Origin of the sequence: Bradyrhizobium hipponense (genome assembly GCF_008123965.1) — a bacterium.
GTDB classification, from domain to species: Bacteria; Pseudomonadota; Alphaproteobacteria; order Rhizobiales; family Xanthobacteraceae; genus Bradyrhizobium; species Bradyrhizobium hipponense.
Map to the genome: position 1 here is coordinate 1 of NZ_VSTH01000009.1, position 19,527 is coordinate 19,527.

The 19,527-nt window shown below is 64.1% G+C and carries 18 protein-coding genes; 10 read left to right on the forward strand and 8 right to left on the reverse strand.

The window, feature by feature from the left end; genetic code table 11:
- Nucleotides 1-23: 23 nt before the first annotated feature.
- Both ubiA and FXV83_RS01150 read right to left on the reverse strand, forming a co-directional pair.
- A complete protein-coding gene (gene ubiA, locus FXV83_RS01145) occupies nt 24-956 on the reverse strand; it encodes a 4-hydroxybenzoate octaprenyltransferase (protein WP_148736939.1) in 933 nt (310 codons plus the stop codon).
- Nucleotides 953-1,612, reverse strand: coding sequence for a hypothetical protein (locus FXV83_RS01150; RefSeq protein WP_148737039.1), 660 nt, complete (start codon nt 1,610-1,612; stop codon nt 953-955). Before FXV83_RS01150 ends, ubiA begins: the two co-directional genes overlap by 4 nt.
- 208 nt (nt 1,613-1,820) lie before the next feature.
- Between FXV83_RS01150 and FXV83_RS01155 the strand changes: the two genes are divergently transcribed.
- The 6 genes from FXV83_RS01155 (at nt 1,821) to FXV83_RS01180 (ending at nt 7,772) form a co-directional block, all read left to right on the forward strand.
- A complete protein-coding gene (locus tag FXV83_RS01155) occupies nt 1,821-2,591 on the forward strand; it encodes a 16S rRNA (uracil(1498)-N(3))-methyltransferase (RefSeq protein ID WP_148736941.1) in 771 nt (256 codons plus the stop codon).
- A gap of 134 nt (nt 2,592-2,725) precedes the next feature.
- Nucleotides 2,726-3,880 (forward strand): ATP phosphoribosyltransferase regulatory subunit, encoded by a 1,155-nt coding sequence (locus FXV83_RS01160; RefSeq protein ID WP_148736943.1) that lies wholly within the window; start codon nt 2,726-2,728, stop codon nt 3,878-3,880.
- Nucleotides 3,877-4,854, forward strand: coding sequence for an ATP phosphoribosyltransferase (gene hisG, locus FXV83_RS01165; RefSeq protein WP_148736945.1), 978 nt, complete (start codon nt 3,877-3,879; stop codon nt 4,852-4,854). The genes FXV83_RS01160 and hisG overlap by 4 nt, the downstream gene beginning before the upstream one ends.
- 86 nt (nt 4,855-4,940) lie before the next feature.
- Nucleotides 4,941-5,987 (forward strand): glycosyltransferase family 2 protein, encoded by a 1,047-nt coding sequence (locus FXV83_RS01170; RefSeq protein WP_148736947.1) that lies wholly within the window; start codon nt 4,941-4,943, stop codon nt 5,985-5,987.
- Nucleotides 5,984-6,829 carry a ChbG/HpnK family deacetylase gene (locus FXV83_RS01175; protein ID WP_148736949.1) on the forward strand — a complete coding sequence of 282 codons (846 nt, stop codon included), beginning with the start codon at nt 5,984-5,986 and terminating at the stop codon, nt 6,827-6,829. Before FXV83_RS01170 ends, FXV83_RS01175 begins: the two co-directional genes overlap by 4 nt.
- A gap of 127 nt (nt 6,830-6,956) precedes the next feature.
- A complete protein-coding gene (locus FXV83_RS01180; RefSeq protein WP_148736951.1) occupies nt 6,957-7,772 on the forward strand; it encodes a DUF2076 domain-containing protein in 816 nt (271 codons plus the stop codon).
- A 667-nt stretch (nt 7,773-8,439) separates the two neighbouring features.
- On the opposite strand, the gene FXV83_RS01185 is transcribed toward FXV83_RS01180, so the two are convergent.
- Nucleotides 8,440-9,240 (reverse strand): L,D-transpeptidase, encoded by an 801-nt coding sequence (locus tag FXV83_RS01185; protein ID WP_187435573.1) that lies wholly within the window; start codon nt 9,238-9,240, stop codon nt 8,440-8,442.
- Nucleotides 9,241-9,552: 312 nt separating this feature from the next.
- Here FXV83_RS01185 and FXV83_RS01190 point away from each other — a divergent pair, with 312 nt between their 5' ends.
- Nucleotides 9,553-10,332, forward strand: a complete 780-nt coding sequence (locus FXV83_RS01190) for a protein phosphatase CheZ (protein WP_148736955.1) — start codon at nt 9,553-9,555, stop codon at nt 10,330-10,332.
- Between the two features lie 254 nt (nt 10,333-10,586).
- Here FXV83_RS01190 and FXV83_RS01195 read toward each other — a convergent pair whose 3' ends face one another.
- Nucleotides 10,587-11,108: a hypothetical protein gene (locus FXV83_RS01195; RefSeq protein ID WP_148736957.1), complete on the reverse strand. Its 522-nt coding sequence runs from the start codon at nt 11,106-11,108 to the stop codon at nt 10,587-10,589.
- Between the two features lie 329 nt (nt 11,109-11,437).
- Here FXV83_RS01195 and FXV83_RS01200 point away from each other — a divergent pair, with 329 nt between their 5' ends.
- The 3 genes from FXV83_RS01200 to FXV83_RS01210 all read left to right on the forward strand — a co-directional run bounded on the left by FXV83_RS01200 (nt 11,438) and on the right by FXV83_RS01210 (nt 14,909).
- Entirely contained in the window at nt 11,438-11,734 is a 297-nt protein-coding gene (locus FXV83_RS01200) for a co-chaperone GroES (RefSeq protein ID WP_148736959.1), read from the forward strand.
- 188 nt (nt 11,735-11,922) lie between these two features.
- Nucleotides 11,923-13,554 (forward strand): chaperonin GroEL, encoded by a 1,632-nt coding sequence (gene groL, locus FXV83_RS01205; RefSeq protein ID WP_148736961.1) that lies wholly within the window; start codon nt 11,923-11,925, stop codon nt 13,552-13,554.
- Between the two features lie 143 nt (nt 13,555-13,697).
- On the forward strand, nt 13,698-14,909 hold the full coding sequence (locus FXV83_RS01210; protein WP_148736963.1) for a hypothetical protein: 1,212 nt from the start codon (nt 13,698-13,700) through the stop codon (nt 14,907-14,909).
- Nucleotides 14,910-15,075: 166 nt separating this feature from the next.
- Here FXV83_RS01210 and FXV83_RS01215 read toward each other — a convergent pair whose 3' ends face one another.
- The 4 genes from FXV83_RS01215 to dctP all read right to left on the reverse strand — a co-directional run bounded on the left by FXV83_RS01215 (nt 15,076) and on the right by dctP (nt 19,371).
- Nucleotides 15,076-15,474: an META domain-containing protein gene (locus FXV83_RS01215; protein WP_148736965.1), complete on the reverse strand. Its 399-nt coding sequence runs from the start codon at nt 15,472-15,474 to the stop codon at nt 15,076-15,078.
- 179 nt (nt 15,475-15,653) lie between these two features.
- Nucleotides 15,654-17,021, reverse strand: coding sequence for a TRAP transporter large permease (locus tag FXV83_RS01220; protein WP_148736967.1), 1,368 nt, complete (start codon nt 17,019-17,021; stop codon nt 15,654-15,656).
- A 3-nt stretch (nt 17,022-17,024) separates the two neighbouring features.
- Nucleotides 17,025-18,152, reverse strand: a complete 1,128-nt coding sequence (locus tag FXV83_RS01225; RefSeq protein ID WP_148736969.1) for a TRAP transporter small permease subunit — start codon at nt 18,150-18,152, stop codon at nt 17,025-17,027.
- 112 nt (nt 18,153-18,264) lie between these two features.
- On the reverse strand, nt 18,265-19,371 hold the full coding sequence (dctP, locus tag FXV83_RS01230) for a TRAP transporter substrate-binding protein DctP (RefSeq protein ID WP_148736971.1): 1,107 nt from the start codon (nt 19,369-19,371) through the stop codon (nt 18,265-18,267).
- Nucleotides 19,372-19,527 lie beyond the last annotated feature (156 nt).

A 19,527-nucleotide genomic window follows, 5' to 3' on the forward strand; every position in this document is an offset into this window, starting at 1 on the left:
TAGTACTAACCCACCCTACAATGCTACGACCCCCGCATCACCGCGTCGGCGAGCAACCCCGCAAACAACAACAGCCCGGCATCGCGGTTCGACTTGAACACGCGCAGGCACAGCGCAGGATCGTCGATCCTGAGCCGCCTGATCTGCCACGCCAGATGTGCGGCGAACGCCGCGAGCCCCAGCCAGGCCGGCCAGCGCGCATCGCCTGACGCCAGCGCGACGCCGATCAGCATCACCGCCAGCCCGTAGAACATGATCAGCGCTTGATGCGTGTGGGCGCCGAACAGGCGCGCGGTCGACTTGACGCCGATCAGCGCGTCGTCCTCGGTGTCCTGATGCGCATAGATGGTGTCGTAGCCGATCACCCAGGAAATCGCGCCGGCATAGAGCACGAGCGCGGTCACATCGATGCGCGCGAAGACGACGGCAAATCCCATCAGGGCGCCCCATGAAAAGGCGAGACCAAGCACGATCTGCGGCCACCAGGTGACGCGCTTCATGAAGGGATAGATCGCGACGATCACCAGCGAGGCGATCCCGGTCAGGATCGCGAAGCGGTTAAATTGCAACAGCACGACGAGACCGATCAGGGCCTGCGCAACCAGGAAGGCCAGCGCTTGTTTCGCGCTCACCTGGCCCGACGGCAGAGGGCGCGAGCGCGTGCGCTCGACCTTGGCGTCGAGGTCGCGGTCGGTGATGTCGTTCCAGGTGCAGCCGGCGCCGCGCATCACGAAGGCGCCGACGAAGAACAGGAGAATGGTGAGCGGCAGCCGGCTGAGATCATGCGCCATGCCGGAGGCCAGCGCCGCCGACCACCAGCACGGCATCAGCAGGAGCCAGGAGCCGATCGGGCGATCGAAGCGGGCGAGCCGCAAGTAAGGTCGCGCCCATTGCGGCGCAAGCGTATCGACCCAGTTGCCGGTGGCATCGGCAACGCGGGCGGATGCATCACTCATCGGGTCAGGACGTTGCCATTGAGCGTGTCGAAGGTGCTGCCGCCCTTCTTGCCGGCATTGGCCTCGGGTGCCGAGCCGGAGCCCAGCACCTCGCTCAGCGACGGGCCGGCCGGACCGCGCGGCTGCTGCTGCATCTGCTGCGCAACGTTGCAGACCTTCGTCTGCATGGCCTCGGTGTTCTTGTGGCCGTCCTTCATCTGCGCGCCGACCTGCGGCGGGATTCCGCATTTGGCGGCGTTTGAATCGATGTACTTGATCAATTTGCCTTCAGCCTGGCTGAAGCTGCGGATCAGCTTGCAGGCCTCGTCGGGCGGGGCGTGGCGGTCGCTCGCGGCCTTGATCATCTTGCCGCGCTTCTCGGCTTCCTCGCGCAGCGGCATGAAGGCCTTCATGCAGTCTTCGCCGGGCCCGCCTTGCGTCGGCGGGGCCGCGCTGAAAGCGCCGGCGCCTCCGACGGGCGCGGCGCCGTTGACGGGAAAGGACGATTGCGGCGCGCCGCCGACGGAGGCGACCGGCGCCGAGCCGTTCACGGGCGGAAAAGCCGAACTGGGTGCAGTCTGGCTGGGCAGCGGCGCCGGGAATCCCTGCGCATAGGCGCCCGTGGGCCCCATGGTGAGCATGGCGGCAGCGATCGGAACCATCAGATGACGGATCATCAAGGCAGTCTCTCCGGCAGGAGCTTACGGGTTCGGCATCTTCCCAATTGAAGCGCAACCAGCGTGTTCGCGTTTTTACGATTCCCGCCGGCCCTTAACAACCCGTCGAATGGGGCAAGAGCGCGGCGCGGGGATACACCAGTTTGGCAATATTTACCCCCGAAATAGCTGCTTTCGGTTAAGAACGGCAGCAAATCGGACCTGAACGATGCCCTCTCACGATTTCCGCGCCCCCCGCCTGTTCGTCGATGCCCCCCTTGCCCAGGACGCCAGGGTCGCGCTCGACCGCGACCAGAGCAATTATCTCGGCAATGTGCTGAGACTTGGCGCCGGGGCCCCGATCCTGGCCTTCAACGGCCGTGACGGCGAGTGGCAGGCCGCGATCGAGGGCCGCAAGCGGCCGGACGGTCTCGTCATCCTCCAGCAGACCCGGCCTCAGGACCGGCTGCCCGACGTCGCCTACGTCTTTGCCCCGCTCAAGCACGCCAGGCTGGACTACATGGTGCAAAAGGCCGTCGAGATGGGCGCCGCCACCCTCCAACCCGTCCAGACCCGCTTTACCCAGACCTCCCGCGTCAACACCGAGCGCATGCGCGCCAATGTCACCGAGGCGGCCGAGCAATGCGGCATCCTGAGCCTCGCCGCCGTGGCCGAACCGGTACCGCTCGAGCGGTTCCTAAGTCAGCGCGCCGCCGACCGCCTGCTAATATTCTGCGACGAGGCGGCCGAGGCCGAAAGCCCCGTTCAGAGCCTGCAACAGGCGCGTGAGGCCGGACACGACCAAGGCAGAGTTGGCATCGACGTCCTGATCGGCCCCGAAGGCGGTTTTGCCGAGGAAGAGCGGGCGCTGCTGCTGCGGCAGCCCAAAATCCTGCGGCTGGCGCTGGGCCCGCGGATCCTGCGCGCCGATACGGCCGCGGTGGCGGCGCTGGCGCTGGTGCAGGCGGTGCTGGGCGATTGGGGCGGCTCGATCATCTGATTTCTGTGCGTTGGCCGCCCGTTAAGCGATTGATCCTTTGGAGGTCGAAACCGCTTTCCGGCCATGCTAAGGCCTCCGCCAACTCGCTTCCGTTCCTTGCCCTGCCCGGTTCCAGCCGGACGATGGACCCTGTCATGACCGCGACTGCCACCTCAAATGCTGCCGGCTCCGCCGCCTGGGCGGATACGCTGCTGTTGTCGTTCGCGCAGGCCGGCTATGTCAGGGCCGAGCCCGCCATCCTGCAACCGGCCGAGCCGTTCCTCGACCTCTCCGGCGAGGACATCCGCAAGAGTCTGTACCTGACCACGGATCTCTCCGGCGAGGAGCTCTGCCTGCGTCCGGACCTGACCATTCCGGTCGCGCGCGACTATCTTGCCTCGGGACGTGCTGGCCAGCCGGCCGGCTTCAGCTATCTCGGCCCGGTGTTCCGTTACCGCAGCGGCCGTGCCAGCGAATTCCTGCAGGCCGGGATCGAATCGTTCGGCCGTCAGGACCGCGCCGCGGCGGATGCCGAGATGCTGGCGCTGGCGCTCGAGGCGACCACGGCCTTCGGCGTGCGCGACGTCGAGATCCGCACCGGCGACGTCGCGCTGTTCAACGCGCTGCTCGATGCGCTCGACCTCTATCCGGTCTGGCGCCGCCGCCTGGTCAAGGATTTCAACCGCAAGATCAGCCTGGAGCAGGACCTGGAGCGGCTCGCGCAGGCGGCCACCGCCACCCGCAGCGAATATGAGGGCGTGCTGGCGGCACTCGCCGGCTCGGACCGCAAGGCCGCGCTCGCCTTCGTCACCGATTTGATGTCGATCGCCGGCACCACCAATGTCGGCGGCCGCACCACGGCCGAGATCGCCGACCGCTTCCTCGAGCAGTCGACGCTGAAGGGCGGCGCGCTGCCGCGTGAGGCGATCGCCGTGCTCAAGCGCTTCCTGGCGATATCGGGCAATCCGGACGATGCGATCGCCGGGCTGCGCGCGCTCACCGCCGACGCAAAGCTCAACCTTGCCGCCGCGATCGACCAGTTCGAGAGCCGGGTCGGCTTCATGGCGGCACGCGGCATCGACGTGAAGCAGACGCGCTTCTCGACCGCGTTCGGGCGCGGTCTCGACTACTACACCGGCTTCGAATTCGAGGTGCATCACAGCGGCAACGGCGCCGAGCCGCTGGTCGCCGGCGGCCGCTATGACGGGCTGATGACCCAGCTCGGGTCGCCCGAGCCGATTCCCGCCGTCGGCTTCTCTGTCTGGGTCGACGCACTGACCCGGATCGGCCGCAAGGAGCTCAAATCATGAGCGCGCCATTCGTCCTGGCCGTTCCCTCCAAGGGGCGCCTTCAGGAAAACACCGAGGCCTTCTTCGCCCGCGCAGGGCTCAAGCTGTCGAAGGCGGGCGGCGCACGCGACTATCGCGGCACGATCGCGGGCCTCGACAATGTCGAGGTGGCCTACCTCTCGGCCGGCGAGATCGCCGCGCAATTGTCCCGCGGCATGGCGCATCTCGGGGTCACAGGGGAAGATCTGGTGCGCGAGACCATCCCGGACGCCGATCAGCACGTCGCGCTGATCGAGGGGCTGGGCTTCGGCTATGCCGACGTCGTCGTCGCCGTGCCGCAGGCGTGGATCGACGTCCGCACCATGGCCGACCTCGACGACGTCACCACTGGCTTTCGCGAGCAGCATCACATGCGGATGCGGGTCGCGACCAAGTTCATCAACCTGACCCGCGCCTTCTTCTCAAGCCATCGCATCACCGACTACCGCATCGTCGAAAGCACCGGCGCCACCGAAGGTGCGCCGGCAGCCGGCGCCGCCGAGCTGATCGTCGACATCACCACGACGGGTGCGACGCTCGCTGCCAACGGGCTGAGAGTGCTCGACGACGGCGTGATCCTGCGCAGCCAGGCCAATCTGGTCGCCTCGAAGGAGGCCGACTGGTCACCGCAGGCACGGGAGACCGCACGCGTGATTCTCGATCACATCGCGGGGCGGGCGCGGGCCAACAAATACCGCGAGGTCCGCACCCGGTTCAGGCAGTGCGACGCTGCCCTGCTCGACCAGGCCCACAAGAACTTTGGGGTCGAGACCCCGTTCGGCGGACCGACCTCGTCAGGCATGCTCACGCTGCACTGCCCACCGGGGCAGCTCTATGCGCTCGCGAGCTTTCTGCGCGAGCATGGTGCCGAGACGGTCTCGGTGGTCTCGCTCGACTACGTGTTCGACCGGGAGAACCCGCTGTTCGCCAGGCTGGACGCGTTCCTGCGGCGGTGAGCCTCAGGTCCGTTCAGCGTAGCGACAGCAAACGGCAGCTACCATATGCTGTTGAGAGAATTTGAACGCATCTGGAACCTTGATTGATGACGCTGGGCTCTGACGTTTCCGGCCTGACGACCACTGCCACCGGCGCCGCGGCGAAGGGACTGTCGATCGTCGTCCCCGTCTACAACGAGGCGGCGGGACTGGCGTCGCTGCACCAGCGCATCTGCGATCTCGCCAAGACCCTGCTGCAGCGCTACCGGCTGGCCTGCGAGGTCGTCTATGTCGACGACGGCAGCGCGGACGCGACGCTGTCGATCGCACGCAGCCTGCCGGCCGATGCGATCGACGTCCAGGTGGTCTCGCTGTCGCGCAATTTCGGCAAGGAAGCCGCTCTGATGGCGGGCCTCGATCATGCGCGGCGCGGCGCCGTGATGTTCATGGACGGCGACGGCCAGCATCCGCCGGCGCTGGTCGAGCAGCTGGTGCGGCACTGGATCGAGGATGGCTACGACGTCGTCTATACCGCCAAGGCGCATCGCGACAACGAGACGTTCCTGCGCCGGCTCGCCGTGCACGGCTTCTATTCCCTGATCAATTGGGGCGCCCGCCAGAAGATCCCCGAGGACGCCGGCGACTTCCGCCTGCTCTCGCCGCGCGCGGTCGCAGCTCTCAGGCAATTGCCCGAACGCAACCGCTTCTTCAAGGGACTGGCAAGCTGGATTGGCTTCCGCCAGATCCGCGTCGACTACGAGCCGGCGCCGCGCGTCCATGGCGTGACCACCTTCAGCGCCACGCGCCTGCTCGGTCTTTCGATCGAAGGCTTGACGTCGTTTTCAGTGGCGCCGCTGCGCTTTGCCAGCCTGCTCGGCGTGATCCTGGCAGGCGGCGCCTTCCTGTTCGGCCTGTCGATCCTCTGGGAGGTCTGGACCACTGGCAAGCAGGTGCCCGGCTATCCCTCACTCGTGATCGGCCTGATGACGATCGGCGGCGTGCAACTCATCATGATCGGCATCGTCGGCGAATATATCGGCAAGATCCTCTCCGAGCTGAAGGCGCGCCCGATCTACTTCGTCGCCGAGCACAGCGAGAAGCGCTTTGAGGCTCACAAGGCCGAGGAAACTTCGAACAGGACGGCGGCGGAATGAGCGCCGCCGCGACGCCGCGGCGGATCTGGCTCTGCGCCGACGATTACGGCATCAGCCCGGGCGTCAACCGCGCCATCCGCGACCTGATCGAACGCAGCCGCCTCAACGCCACCTCGGTGATGATGGTTGGCCCCGCGATCGATCGCGGCGAGATCGACGCACTGCAGGCGGCGGCGAAGACGGACTCGCGTTGCGCGATCGGATTGCACGTGACGCTGTCGGCGCCGTTCCGGCCGCTGACCATGCATTTCCGCCCGCTCGACGGCGACATGTTCCTGGCCTTTCCGAAGCTCTTGCGCGCCGGCATTGCCCGGCGGCTCGACCGCGAGTTCTTCCGCAATGAGGTGAAGGCGCAGCTTTCGGCCTTCGCGGACGCTTTCGGGCGCGCCCCCGACTTCGTCGACGGCCACCAGCATGTGCAGCTCTTTCCGCAGGTGCGCGACGGCTTCGTCGATGCCGTCAGCGAAGTCGCGCCAAAAGCCTGGGTGCGCCAGGGCGGCCGCGACCTGCCGCTGATGCAGCGGCTGGCCTCGCCGAAGGCACTGGTGCTCGATCTCCTGAGCGCGCAATTCCGCCGCCGCGCCGGCAGCGCCGGCCTCAGCTTCAATCCCGGCTTTGCAGGAGCCTATGACTTCACGCGAGCGGTCGAGTTCGGCGAGCTGATGCGGCAATTCCTGGAGGGCCTGCCGGATGGCGGGCTCATCATGTGCCACCCTGGCTTCGTCGACGACGTCCTCACCGGCCTTGATCCGATGACGGACGTCCGCGAGCGCGAGCATGCCTATCTCGCTGGCGAAACCTTCACGCAGCTGCTCGCGGCGCAAAACGTGACACTGGGGTGAAACCGGCGAAAGCGGGGCCCGCGAGGCAGCTTGTCGCATACCGAAATTTAATCCGCGCGCCACTGTTGGGGCCACAATGGAACCCTACATCCTCGTCGCGCTTGGTTTCGCGCGAAGGAGACAGATCATGACGCCGCAGGAACGCCAGCTCGTTGACGAGCTTTTCGACAGGCTTTCGAAACTGGAAAATGCACCGCGCGACCCTGACGCGATCGCTGCGATCTCAGACGGGCTGCGCAAGGCACCCGGCGCGATCTATGCGCTGGTGCAGACCGTACTGTTGCAGGACGAGGCGCTGAAGCGCGCGCATGCCCGCATCCAGGAGCTGGAGGGCGCGCAGGCGCCCGAGCAGGCTCAGTCCGGCGGCTTCCTGGATACCATGCGCGAAAGCCTATTCGGCTCGGGCCCCTCGCGCGGCTCGGTTCCCAACGTGCCACCGCGCGACGCGCGGCCGGTCTGGAACAGCGGCGGCGCGATGCAGCAGACCCAGCCGGGTTACGGCCAGCCGCCTTATGGGCAGGCTCCCGGCCAGGGCCAAGGTTACGGCGCTCCGCCGATGGGCGGAGGCGGCGGCTCCTTCCTCGGCACGGCAGCGGCAGCCGCAGCCGGCGTCGTCGGCGGCTCGCTGCTGCTCTCGAGCATCCGCGGCATGATGGGCGGATCGCACCAGCAAGCCTTCGGCGACACCAACGCCTTGGGTGATCGCGGCGGCAGTCCGTGGGGTGGTAGCGACCAGTCCGGCGGCTCGCTCGCCCGCGACGCCGGCCTCAACGATATCGGCTCCGGCGGTGATCGCAGCAACGATTCCCGCCAGGGCTTCGCTGATCAGGCATCGAATGACGATCGCAATTACAACGATCAGAACGATAACGACGACAACGTGGACATGGCCGACGACAGCGATTTCGGCGGCGGCGACGACGGCGGCAGCGATTACGCCTGATCGCTGCTCCTTGCACCGAGTAACGGCCGCCGTTGAGGCGGCCGTTTTCATTTCACAGCATTAGCTCAAACGCCTTCACTGCCGCTGCGCATCACGCAGAGAGTGATTTCGAATATAATATGACTAATGCGTGTTACTGAATTGCACTGCGCTGAACATCGCGAGACGCGTCTGAGTTCACCATGAAAGACGAAATCACCCTCTGACGCGCGCGAGGCCGTAGACTCCCGGATTTCCAAATTCAGACAGGGGTGTTCATCTGAAAGAACACGTTGCTCATCCCACACACCGATGTGGTTGCCTCTCTTGGTATAGTCGGGGTCTTAAAAATGAATCCACTTCAGCAGCGCATTGCAACCTTGACCGACATGACATCAAATCTCATCAGCGAGCTATACGAGTTGGAGGGACTGCACGAGCGCGTCAGGGCGGCAGAGCAATCGGCGCCGCGATTGAACCGTTCCCATCGCGCACTGCGTTCGCGTTCATCAAGTGGTCATCGCTGCTCCGTCGCTCCCCGTCTCGGCCGGCGCGGCGCTGTGAGCCAGCGTAGATCATAGTTGGCCGGAGTACGCTGCAAACCGGCGGCACGCGACGAGTTCGATGCCACGCATCGCGAGCCGCTGGGGCGCGCAGAGTCGACGGCTCGCATCGGGCGCTTGACACCTCACATCACCACCACCTTGGTGCCGACACTGACGCGGCCGTAGAGGTCGATGACGTCCTCGTTGCGCATGCGGATGCAGCCCGAGGAGACGTTGGTGCCGATGGTCCAGGGTTCGTTGGAGCCGTGGATGCGATAGAGCGTCGAGCCCAGATACATCGCGCGCGCACCGAGCGGATTTTCCGGGCCACCCTCCATGTGCCGCGGCAGGTCGGGACGCCGCGCGATCATTTCCGCGGGCGGCGTCCAATCCGGCCATTCGCGCTTGGCCGTGATCGATTTCACGCCCGACCAGGTGAAGCCGGGACGACCGACGCCGATGCCGTAGCGCATCGCCTTGCCGTTGCCTTCGACGAGATAGAGGAACTTGTTCGGCGTATCGACCACCAAGGTTCCGGCGCTTTCCCTGCCGCTATAGTCGACAAGCTGTTTCTCGAATTTCGGATCGAGCTGGCGCTGCCGCGGGTCGATCGCCTCCTGCTGCAGGCCTGCGCCCTGCATCTGCGGCTCGCTCATCGGCGGCAGGCGGCGCGGATCGTTATAGGCCGGCTGCTGCTGATACATCGGCTGCTGCGGAGCGTAAGCCGGACCGCGGCCGGGCCCGTCCCCGAACAGGAATTCGATGAAGCCGCCGCCCATGTTCGAATTGGATGCGACGCGCACCGGCGCCGGCGGCACCTGCGGCTGATAGAGCACCGCGGGCGGATCGTTCGGCACGGTGTTGTCGAAGGCGCTCGCGCGATCGGCGCCGGCAATGAAGGTGCAAGCGCTGCCGAGCAGCGCGACAGACATTTTCTTGAACATCGACGTACTCTGTACTGTTTCGTCTAGTTGCACTCGCCGTCGAACGCGCTGACTGTCCGCGCTCGCGACGTGGTCAATAAAGAGCAAAAGCCACTTTGTTTGGTAAACGGAAACGGCGTTTCGATTCACCACGTCGCCAAGCGAGAGGCAATTTGGCGATCAGCGTTTATTTTCGGTGAACGCTGCGCACGCATGGTTAATCGCTCGTTTGCCGGCCGTCGTGCGCGGCCGCATGTCAGTTCCTGCTGTGAACTTCGTGTTAAATCGCTTCTGCCTACAAAGACGCGTGAGTGAGGTGGGGGGAGTATCGTGATGGCTGTTCACCGCAAACGTTTTCGTGTCGAAGATATCGTCGGTGGCGAATTGCCAATCCTCGACGTAACCGAAGAGGCAATCCCGATGCATAGCGAGATCATGGCCGAGCTGCGCGCGATCCGTGCACAGATGGCGAAGGGCACTGCCCCGCTGTCCGGCAGCGCAGCCATGGCGGCGATCGACGCCTCGACGGAGCGGGAGCTCTCCGACGCGCGCACGATGCTGGAGACGTACCGGGCTCAGATCGAGCAGTGCGAGAAGCTGAAGGTCGAACTCGACCTCATCCATGACGCCATTGACCGCACCAAGCGCGAGATCGCGACCCTGCACGGCAAGAGCTTTGACGGCGGCGAAATGGCCAAGGTCAATGGCGAGCTCGGCGCCGTAGTCGGCGGCACCGAGCAGGCGACCCAGCAGATACTCGAAGCCGCCGAGTCGATCGACCAGGCCGCCAGTGCGATGGCCAAGGTCCAGTCGGCTGACCAGCAGAAGCGTCTGGCCGACGACATCCAAGAACGCGTCATCTCGATCTTCGAGGCCTGCAACTTCCAGGACTTGACCGGCCAGCGCATCAGCAAGGTCATGGGCACGATGAAATTCATCGAGCAGCACATCAACGCGATGATGGAGATCTGGGGCGGCGTCGACGCGATCAAGTCCCACGTCGTGCCGCAGGCCGACACCCGCAGCGAAGACGAAAAGCTTCTCAACGGCCCGAAGCTCGCCGGCGACATCGGCCACGCCTCGCAGGACGACATCGACGCGCTGTTCGACTGATCGGGCACGACGGAGAGAAAAACAAAACGCCGGCTCCCGCCGGCGTTTTTTTGTTTTTGGTGCGTCCCGCGAACTTTCTTTCTTCCTTCTCCCCTTGTGGGAGAAGGTGGCGCGAAGCGCCGGATGAGGGGTTCCGTCCGCGATTGCAGCTGGCAGAGTGACTCGCGGAGAGAACCCCTCACCCGGCTTCGCTTGCAGCGAAGCCACCCTCTCCCACAAGGGGAGAGGGTGCAGCGTGCGCATTCGCTATCGCCTTACGCCCTTGGCGCGCAGCGGACGTAGACCATGTTGCCGTAGCGGGTGGCGGCGTCCTTGTCGATGAAGCGGGTGATCAGGACGCGGCCGTCGAAGGAGACGATCTCGCGGTCCTGCTCGCCCGGCGTCGGACCGGACGGGCCGATATAATTCTTGCCGCTGGGCGAACCCTTCAGCCGCAGTTCCTGCGGCGTCGCCTGGTCGGCGAGATGCATGATCACGCCGCCGGAGGAGCCGGCGGTGATCACATAGGGATTCTTGCACTGGGCCCGGGCGGCGGCCTCGGTCCGGGCGCGGTCGGCCGGGTTCTGGAACGAGGCGAGGCCCCAGCGGCCGACGATCTCGTCGGCGCGGATGCTCGCCGGCATCTCCGGACCGGTGCCGGGCTCGGCTTCCGGCGGCGGCGAGGACGACGAGAAGGACGGCAGGCTCATGCCGCCACCGCAGGCGCCCAGCAGCAGCGCCAACATGGAAGCGGCGGCCAGATTGGCAACCGTGCGCACGTGAGCTGAACCGATCATGCTATTCCCCCGAGCAAAGTGCCCCCCGACCAAGACCGCGACCGCACCCCTGCTGCAGCCAAGCGCAAAACCACGGTTGGAGCAATGACGTCCTTGAATACGCCAGCACCGCAAATAAGTTTCTGGAGCCACAATCCTATATCCGCCTCACCAATCGCTTAACCACCTTGCTTGACAGGATCGCGGCCAAGCCATATTCCCAGGCGCACTATTAGCACTCGAAAACGTCGATTGCTAAGCGCGTCGTTCGATCTCGGAGAGGGCGGACGGCAGCGCCGCCTCCAACCCACTTCTGTTGCATCCGAAGCGAGCCTCCAAAGGGAAACGTCATGGCTAAATCCAGATTTCGTCCGCTGCATGACCGTGTCGTGGTCAAACGTATCGACGCCGAGGAAAAGAGCAGGGGCGGCATCATCATTCCGGACACTGCCAAGGAAAAGCCGTCCCAGGGCGAAGTCGTCGCCGTCGGCCCCGGCGGCCGCGACGAGGCCGGCAAGCTGATCCCGATCGACCTCAAGGTCGGCGACCGCGTGCTGTTCGGCAAATGGTCGGGCACCGAGGTCAAAATCGACAACGAAGAGCTCCTGATCATGAAGGAGTCGGACATCATGGGCGTAATGGCCTAAGGCCGGACGCCTGAACAGCCGCTGAATGCTCCATTGCCATGCCCGGGTAGAAGCGCGAAGCGCGTCTTCGCGCCAGACGACCCGGGCATCCATCGTTTTCGCAAGATGATGGATTGCCGGGTCAAGCCCGGCAATGACGAGGAAAAACTGCGGCGCCTCATCGATTCAAGTTTTTCAGGAGCAAGAACATGGCTGCCAAAGACGTCAAATTTTCCGGAGACGCGCGCGAACGCATGCTGCGCGGCGTCGACATTCTCGCCAACGCCGTCAAGGTGACGCTCGGCCCCAAGGGCCGCAACGTCCTGATCGAGAAGTCGTTCGGCGCGCCCCGCATCACCAAGGACGGCGTCACCGTCGCCAAGGAGATCGAGCTCGAGGACAAGTTCGAGAACATGGGCGCCCAGATGGTCCGTGAGGTCGCCTCCAAGACCAACGACCTCGCCGGCGACGGCACCACCACCGCGACCGTGCTGGCCCAGGCGATCGTGCGCGAAGGCGCTAAGTCGGTTGCCGCCGGCATGAACCCGATGGACCTCAAGCGCGGCATCGACGCCGCGGTGGCGGCTGTCGTCAAGGACATCGAGAAGCGCGCCAAGCCGGTCGCGTCCTCCTCCGAGGTCGCCCAGGTCGGCACCATCTCCGCCAACGGCGATGCCGCCATTGGCAAGATGATCGCCCAGGCGATGCAGAAGGTCGGCAACGAGGGCGTCATCACCGTCGAAGAGAACAAGTCGCTCGATACCGAGGTCGACATCGTCGAAGGCATGAAGTTCGACCGCGGCTATCTGTCGCCCTACTTCGTGACCAATGCCGAGAAGATGACCGCCGAGCTCGAGGACGCCTACATCCTCCTGCACGAGAAGAAGCTGTCCGGCCTTCAGGCCATGCTGCCGGTGCTGGAAGCCGTGGTGCAGTCGGGCAAGCCGCTCGTCATCATCGCCGAGGACGTCGAGGGCGAGGCGCTGGCCACCCTGGTCGTCAACCGCCTGCGCGGCGGCCTCAAGGTTGCCGCCGTCAAGGCGCCAGGCTTCGGCGATCGCCGCAAGGCCATGCTGGAGGACCTCGCGATCCTGACCGGCGGCCAGCTGATCTCGGAAGAGCTCGGCATGAAGCTCGAGAACGTCACGGTGAAAATGCTGGGACGCGCGGGCAAGGTGGTGATCGACAAGGAGAACACCACGATCGTCAAGGGCGTCGGCAAGAAGCCCGACATCGAGGCCCGCGTCGGCCAGATCAAGGCCCAGATCGAGGAAACCACCTCGGACTACGACCGTGAGAAGCTCCAGGAGCGCCTCGCCAAGCTCGCCGGCGGCGTCGCGGTGATCCGCGTCGGCGGCGCGACCGAGATCGAGGTCAAGGAGAAGAAGGACCGCGTCGAGGACGCGCTCAACGCCACCCGCGCCGCGGTGCAGGAAGGCATCGTCCCCGGCGGCGGCGTCGCCCTGCTGCGTGCCAAGAAGGCGGTGGGCCGTCTCACCAACGCCAATGCCGACGTCCAGGCCGGCATCAACATCGTGCTGAAGGCGCTGGAAGCCCCGGTCCGCCAGATCTCCGAGAACGCGGGCCTCGAAGGCTCCATCGTCGTCGGCAAGATCCTGGAGAACAAGTCCGAGACCTTCGGCTTCGACGCCCAGAACGAAGACTATGTCGACATGGTCGCGAAGGGCATCATCGACCCCGCCAAGGTGGTGCGCACCGCGCTCCAGGACGCCGCCTCGATCGCCGGCCTGCTGGTGACCACCGAGGCGATGGTCGCCGAAACGCCGAAGAAGGAAGCTGCGCCCGCGATGCCCGCCGGCGGCGGCATGGGCGGCTTCTAAAGCCCATCCCTTCCGTTACAATCATGCGAAGGCCGCCTCCGGGCGGCCTTCTTTTTTGCCGACCATGGTGCGAGCTTTCCGATTCAACCGGCGGCCAAAACCCACTACGGTAACGCGCCGATTCTGACTTTGAGGACCTATCGATGCGCGCGCTCCTGGTTTGTTCGACGGCTCTTATGGCGGCTCTGCTCGCGACGTCACTTGATCCCGCATCCGCCCAGATGAAGCTCTCTCCGAAGGCCACCGCCCCGGGCGGCGTCGAGACGCGCTATTTCACCTCGATCGACGGGCTGATGGACGGCAATGCCGACGTGATCCTGAAGGAAACGCGGCAGGGCAAGACGGTCACTTCAGCGGTCCTCGACGTCTGCTATCCCGTCGCAAAAAATTCCGACCGCAAGGACCGCTTCGTCGTCAACCTCCAGGTCGCGGGCCAGACATTGACGGGCACGACGCAGAGCATCAGTGAGAAGGCGCCGGTCACCGTCAAGCTCTTGCGCAAGCCGACCGGCGACACCTTTGAATTCCGCGGTCAGATCGGCATCGGCCAGGCCGTGACCGAGGTCACCTCGCCCGACAATTCCGATCTCAGCGAGAGGGAATTTCTGGACAACCAGACCTCCGACGACGGCATCACGCCGCAACCGAGGGATTTCACCGACGTCTCTCCGGAAGCGATCGCGGTCAAGGTCAAGCTGGATGCTGCGACCGACTTCCTGAAGAGCCTGAAGGGCCAGGATGTCGAGGTGACGCTGGCAAGCCTCAACGTCGGCTGCGATGCGCTGCGCGCCGGCGAGCAGACCATCAACATGTCGGTCGATCCGGAACGCGCCGGCGCGCTGCTCGCAAAGTTCAAGGCAATGCCGGGCGTCACCGCGGCGGGCTGGACAGCAGGCATGACCGAGATGGACCGCACCATCCGCATCCCCGCCGCCGACTGGCGCGACGGCGACAAGATCAACCGCGACAAACTCGCGGCCGCCGTAGCAAACGTGCTGAGCAGAACGCTCGCAGCCAAGCCGGTCTCGCAAAGCTTCAACCCGGCCACCGGCAAGCTCAAGCTGGTCTTCAAGCGGCCGAACCAGGATTTTCCTGCGCTCGAGCTCACCGACACGATCGAGGTCGCCGGCCTCGTCTCGCCCGACAGACCGGGCACGACCGACCGGCTGATGCTCTGGATCGGCAGCCCCTCGACCACCACCGCCGACGAGAGCAGCGGCGCCAAGCTCAACCTGTCGGACGAAGCCACGGCCGACGAGGAAGCCGATCAGCCCGACGACAACGGCTCGCTCGAGGCGCTCATCAAAGAGCTCAAGGGCCAGCGCTGGGACGCCGACAAGTCGGTGTGGAAATAGGCCGAGCATCGTGCCCCGGACGCAGCGCAGCACGTCAGTGATGCGCTGCCGAGCCGGGGCCCAGAAGTTACAAGCTCGATTGCGGATAGAATCTGGGTCCCGGCTCAGCGGCGCATCGCTTTACGCGCTGCGCCTTGTCCGGGAAACGAGAGTGCTGCTCGCGGAGCTAATTCCCGTTGACGCGAAAGCGCAGCGGCTTGGGGCCGAGAAGCGTCAACACGTCGCCCTGCCGCTTCCAGGTCTCGACGCTGCCGAGGGCCGTGACAAGATCGTCGTCGGCCTGAGCCCGCGCAGGCGGGCAGGACCGGTCCTGGATCTGGCCGGGGACGAAGATCACGGTGTTGCCGGCAACGGAAAACTGGCCCTTGCCGCCCTTGCACCAGAGCTCCAGCGCCACCTCGCCATTGTCGCCGATCTCGATGTTCGGGATCCGCTTCGAGCCGGGCTGCGGCAGCGCCTCCAGCGTCATCTCGGTGCCGAAGGGGAAGCCGTCCTCGGCACGCGCGGCCGCCGACATCAGCAGCACCGCGGCCACCGCACATACCATCCGCTTGAGCGAAACCATAGAACCTCTCGACCGACCTGATTGCCGCATCTTCTATAAGAGGGCGAGGACGTTGAGAAGATTCGCCGGCGAACGACGCGAAAATTCCCGTGGAACATCGGTTCCGCGCGGATTTGCGTCGAGCCACGGTGCGCCCGGGCTCCTTGGACCTTGGCGAGACCGACGCGGGCGAAGGCCGATCACCGCGCGTAGACGAGGCTCGGAAGCCAGAGGATGATTTGCGGAAAGACGATGCAAAGCGCCACTCCGATGGCCTGCAAGACCATGAAGTTGACCGAAGCTCTGAAGATCGTGGCCATGCTGATCTCCGGCGGCGCCACGCTCTTGAGATAGAACAGCGAATACCCGAAGGGCGGGCTGAGAAAAGCCATCTGCATGTTGACCATGAAGATCACGCCATACCAGAGCGGCACGTCAGTCTGCGGCAATCCCGGCAGACCAAGCACACCGTCCCAGTTCAACCCCTTCAGGATCGGCAAGAAGATCGGAACTGTCAGCAGCAGGATTCCGACCCAGTCGAGGAACATGCCGAGTACGAACAGAATCAGCATCATCAACGTCAGGATTCCATAAGGGGGCAATCCCGTTCCGAGAATGGACTCCGCAACGAACTGTTGTCCGCCCTTGAGGATGAAGAACCCGACGAACATGGTGGCGCCGAAGAATATCCACATCACCATCGCGGTCGCTTTCAGCGTGGCGATCGCAGCTTCCTCGACCGCGAGCCAGTTCAGGCGGCGATGGAGCGCCGATACGAACAGTGCGCCGAAGGTGCCGATTCCCGCGGCCTCGACCGGCGTCGCAATACCAAAGAAGATGACCCCGAGCACTAGGACGATCAGCAGCAAGGGGGCGATGGTGTTTCGCAACAGCCGTAGCTTCTCGGAGAAGTCGACGCGCTCTTCCTTCGGCAAGGCGGGGCCGAGGCTGGGGTTGATGTAGCATCGGACCGTGATGTAGCCGATGTACATGCCGGACAGCAGGAATCCCGGGAAGATGGCGCCAACCAGCAGTTCTCCCAGCGATTGCTGCGCCACGACCGCATAGACAATCGCCATCACCGAAGGCGGAATCAGAATGCCCAGGGTGCCGCCGGCCAAGAGCGAGCCGCAGGCCAGTTTCTGGTCATAGCCGCGCTTGAGCATTGCCGGCAGCGCGATCATGCCCATCGTCACTTCGGTCGCTCCCACCACGCCGACCATGGCGGCCAGCGCCGTGCACGCCAGGACCGTTGCGGACGCGAGGCCGCCCTTGACGGATCCGAGCCATTTATAGACCGCATCGAACAGCTCCTCGATGATGCCAGCCTTCTCCAGCATCGCCGCCATGAAGATGAACAGCGGGACAGCCGAGAGTTGATAATCGGTCATGAAGGGAAATATGCGCGCCGGGGTCATGTTCAGGACGGCGGAGTTGCCGAACAGGAACAGGAAGACCACCGCAAGGCTTCCGGTGCAGAAGGCCATCGGCAGCCCGAGCGCGAGGAGCACCCCGAGCGAGCCGAACATCAGGAGCGTGAGCCACGCAATATCGATATCCCAGCCCATGGCTCAGGCTCTCCCCCGCGACAGAAACGCAATGTCCTTGATGAACTTGGCGATGCCCTGGAGAAACAGAAGCCCGGCGCCGATCGGCATCATCAGTTTGACCGGCCAATACTGCACGCCCCACTCCGTGAAGGAGTGCTCGTCATTGCTGATCGAGTCGGCTGCAAATCGCCAACTTGTCCAGAACAGCACTCCGACGAAGATGAAGAAGAAGATGGAGGTAATGATGTCGGCGAGGGCTTTGCCGCGCGGCGAAAATTTCGCATAGATCACGTCGACGCGGACGTGTTGATCCTCGCGATAGGCAAACGCACCCGCGAGCATGTATTGCATGCCGTACATCAAGAACATGCTTTCATGAACCCAATTGGTAGGTGAGTTGAAAACGAACCGCGCAATGACCTCGTAATAGTAGACGAACACCGAAATAACTGCCCAATAGGCCACGAACTCTCCCGCACGGACGTTGACCGCCTCGATCCAGTCGGTCAGGCGGGTGTGCAGGCCCAGCGTTGGATCTTCATGGGTCCCGGCCAGCGGAAGATCGGGCACGGCTTCGGCCGCCGGAGACGCGATGCGCCCGTCAGCTTCGGCTTCGCCCGCCCGCCGGACCAGCCGCGGCAGCAGAACGGCATCTGCGATCAGCATCGCCGCCATCAAGATTGCGAGCCAGCGTGAGTAATTGCGCCAGTCATTGAGGCTGCCCTCGGCCTGCGCGAACTCCTGCTCAGTGACGCGGCCCTGGCTCTGCGCTTTTTGCAGGGCTTCCGTCATTTCTTGCGTCGGAGCGATGTTCGGCGGGATTTGCGCGCGTCTGATCAAGGTGTGAGACTTCTCGACCGCGGCCCGGGTGCGAGAGACATCCTCGCGCCGGTCCCGGATCTCGACATTGGCAAAGAGGATGACCAGAAAGACCGGGATGAAAACGAAGCCCCAGAGATTGCGCAGATACAAGCGGTGCAGGCCCATGAAGCCTGAGCACAGCCAGAACAGATAAGCGATGAACAGCGAAGGACCGCGCAGCGTGCCGCGCTGCTTTTCGCGTTTGACGAGGTAGATCGCAATCAGTGGAAACAACAACAGCGTGCCCCAATAGAGCCAATGGGGCAGCACGAAGTTCAGACTTGGCATTTCTTTGCCTCAAGGACGCAGCGGACTGCAGATCGGAGCGGACGAGAGTGTGGCGGAGAAGGCAGGAAGACGCGTACAGCGTCTTCCTGCCTGATGCGCCCGCAGCGGGATTTCAGAGATCCAGTTTTTGTCCTTTGTACATGTCCGGCGTTACATAGCCGAAACTGGGCGATTCCATCACTTCGAGCTGCGCCTTGAAGATCCGCGCGGCATCCTTGTCCTTGTTCGCCCATTTGAACCAGATCGGCACCGCAACCTTCTGGAATTTTTCAAGGTCCTCAGCCGGCAGCCGATTGATCTCGATGCCAGCCTTCTCGAACTTGCCCCAGGCCTCCATATCGGCCTTTTGAACCGCCCCGTGATGAAGGGCCGAGTAAGCTTGGATTTCGTTTTCCACCCATTGCTGCATTTTAGGCGACAGCTTATTCCAGTGCGTGAGGCCGACACAGAAATCCATCAGGTCCACCGGCTGGTAGATCGACTCCAGGCCAACCGGGCCCATCCAGATGTATTTCGCAACCTGCTGGAAGCCCAGGTCCCAATTGACCGCCGGTCCGGTGTAGTCCGCGGCTTCGATCGTGCCCTTCTCGAGCGCCGAGAATACCTCGCCGCCGGGAAGCAGGGTCGTCCTTGCGCCAATGGCGGCAAAACCCTCGGCAATCATGCCACCCGGCACGCGCAGCTTCAGGTCCTTGAAATCATCGATGGACCGGATCGGCTTCTTGGAATGGATGATGTTCGGACCATGATGGATGCGGCCGACATACATGAGCCCCTGCTTGGCAAAAACGTCGCGCGCAAGCTTCAGACCGCCATTGCCGTAGAAGAACACATCCCATTCATGGGGGTAGCGCAGTCCCATCAGGTAGGATGACAGGAACGCGGTGGCTGGCACCTTGCCAGCCCAGTAAAGCGTGAACGAGTTCATTGCCTCCAGCACACCGTTCTTGACGCCGTCCAGAAGTTCGAAATCGCCGACAATTTCCTTTGCAGCAAATGGTTTGAATTCCAGTTCGCCGCCGGTCTTCTCCTTGATCGTGCCGCACCATTGCTTGAATGTTGCGAGTCCCACGCCGGCCGGCCATGAGGTCTGCACCTTCCAGGTGACGGTCTCGGCAGCTTTGGCATCCCGGATGTAGGGCGCGGCGACGGCAGCAGTTCCCGCCGCAACAAGAAACCTGCGACGGCTGGTCTTCGGTTTGGTGGCTTCGTTGGACATTGCTACCTCCCTGTAGGTGGTTATTCCGCTCTTCTGAGCGGTTATCTGTGCGGCTTAAACCCTGTGGAACCAGCGATATTCCGCATGGTTTCGCGCGGCCGTACACGCGGTCGCGAAACAGGCTCAGCGAGATCGCTCACAAGCTCGCGAAGTCCT

What these genes read in the sequence shown, in the direction of transcription:
- FXV83_RS01185 (WP_187435573.1), bottom strand. Translation starts at nt 9,240, where the DNA reads ATGTTCAAGAAAATGTCTGTCGCGCTGCTCGGCAGCGCTTGCACCTTC.
- FXV83_RS01200 (WP_148736959.1), top strand. Translation starts at nt 11,438, where the DNA reads ATGGCTAAATCCAGATTTCGTCCGCTGCATGACCGTGTCGTGGTCAAA.
- FXV83_RS01170 (WP_148736947.1), top strand. Translation starts at nt 4,941, where the DNA reads ATGACGCTGGGCTCTGACGTTTCCGGCCTGACGACCACTGCCACCGGC.
- FXV83_RS01220 (WP_148736967.1), bottom strand. Translation starts at nt 17,021, where the DNA reads ATGGGCTGGGATATCGATATTGCGTGGCTCACGCTCCTGATGTTCGGC.
- FXV83_RS01180 (WP_148736951.1), top strand. Translation starts at nt 6,957, where the DNA reads ATGACGCCGCAGGAACGCCAGCTCGTTGACGAGCTTTTCGACAGGCTT.
- groL (WP_148736961.1), top strand. Translation starts at nt 11,923, where the DNA reads ATGGCTGCCAAAGACGTCAAATTTTCCGGAGACGCGCGCGAACGCATG.
- FXV83_RS01160 (WP_148736943.1), top strand. Translation starts at nt 2,726, where the DNA reads ATGACCGCGACTGCCACCTCAAATGCTGCCGGCTCCGCCGCCTGGGCG.
- FXV83_RS01155 (WP_148736941.1), top strand. Translation starts at nt 1,821, where the DNA reads ATGCCCTCTCACGATTTCCGCGCCCCCCGCCTGTTCGTCGATGCCCCC.
- FXV83_RS01210 (WP_148736963.1), top strand. Translation starts at nt 13,698, where the DNA reads ATGCGCGCGCTCCTGGTTTGTTCGACGGCTCTTATGGCGGCTCTGCTC.
- dctP (WP_148736971.1), bottom strand. Translation starts at nt 19,371, where the DNA reads ATGTCCAACGAAGCCACCAAACCGAAGACCAGCCGTCGCAGGTTTCTT.
- FXV83_RS01195 (WP_148736957.1), bottom strand. Translation starts at nt 11,108, where the DNA reads ATGATCGGTTCAGCTCACGTGCGCACGGTTGCCAATCTGGCCGCCGCT.
- FXV83_RS01150 (WP_148737039.1), bottom strand. Translation starts at nt 1,612, where the DNA reads ATGATCCGTCATCTGATGGTTCCGATCGCTGCCGCCATGCTCACCATG.
- ubiA (WP_148736939.1), bottom strand. Translation starts at nt 956, where the DNA reads ATGAGTGATGCATCCGCCCGCGTTGCCGATGCCACCGGCAACTGGGTC.
- FXV83_RS01225 (WP_148736969.1), bottom strand. Translation starts at nt 18,152, where the DNA reads ATGCCAAGTCTGAACTTCGTGCTGCCCCATTGGCTCTATTGGGGCACG.
- FXV83_RS01215 (WP_148736965.1), bottom strand. Translation starts at nt 15,474, where the DNA reads ATGGTTTCGCTCAAGCGGATGGTATGTGCGGTGGCCGCGGTGCTGCTG.
- FXV83_RS01175 (WP_148736949.1), top strand. Translation starts at nt 5,984, where the DNA reads ATGAGCGCCGCCGCGACGCCGCGGCGGATCTGGCTCTGCGCCGACGAT.
- FXV83_RS01190 (WP_148736955.1), top strand. Translation starts at nt 9,553, where the DNA reads ATGGCTGTTCACCGCAAACGTTTTCGTGTCGAAGATATCGTCGGTGGC.
- hisG (WP_148736945.1), top strand. Translation starts at nt 3,877, where the DNA reads ATGAGCGCGCCATTCGTCCTGGCCGTTCCCTCCAAGGGGCGCCTTCAG.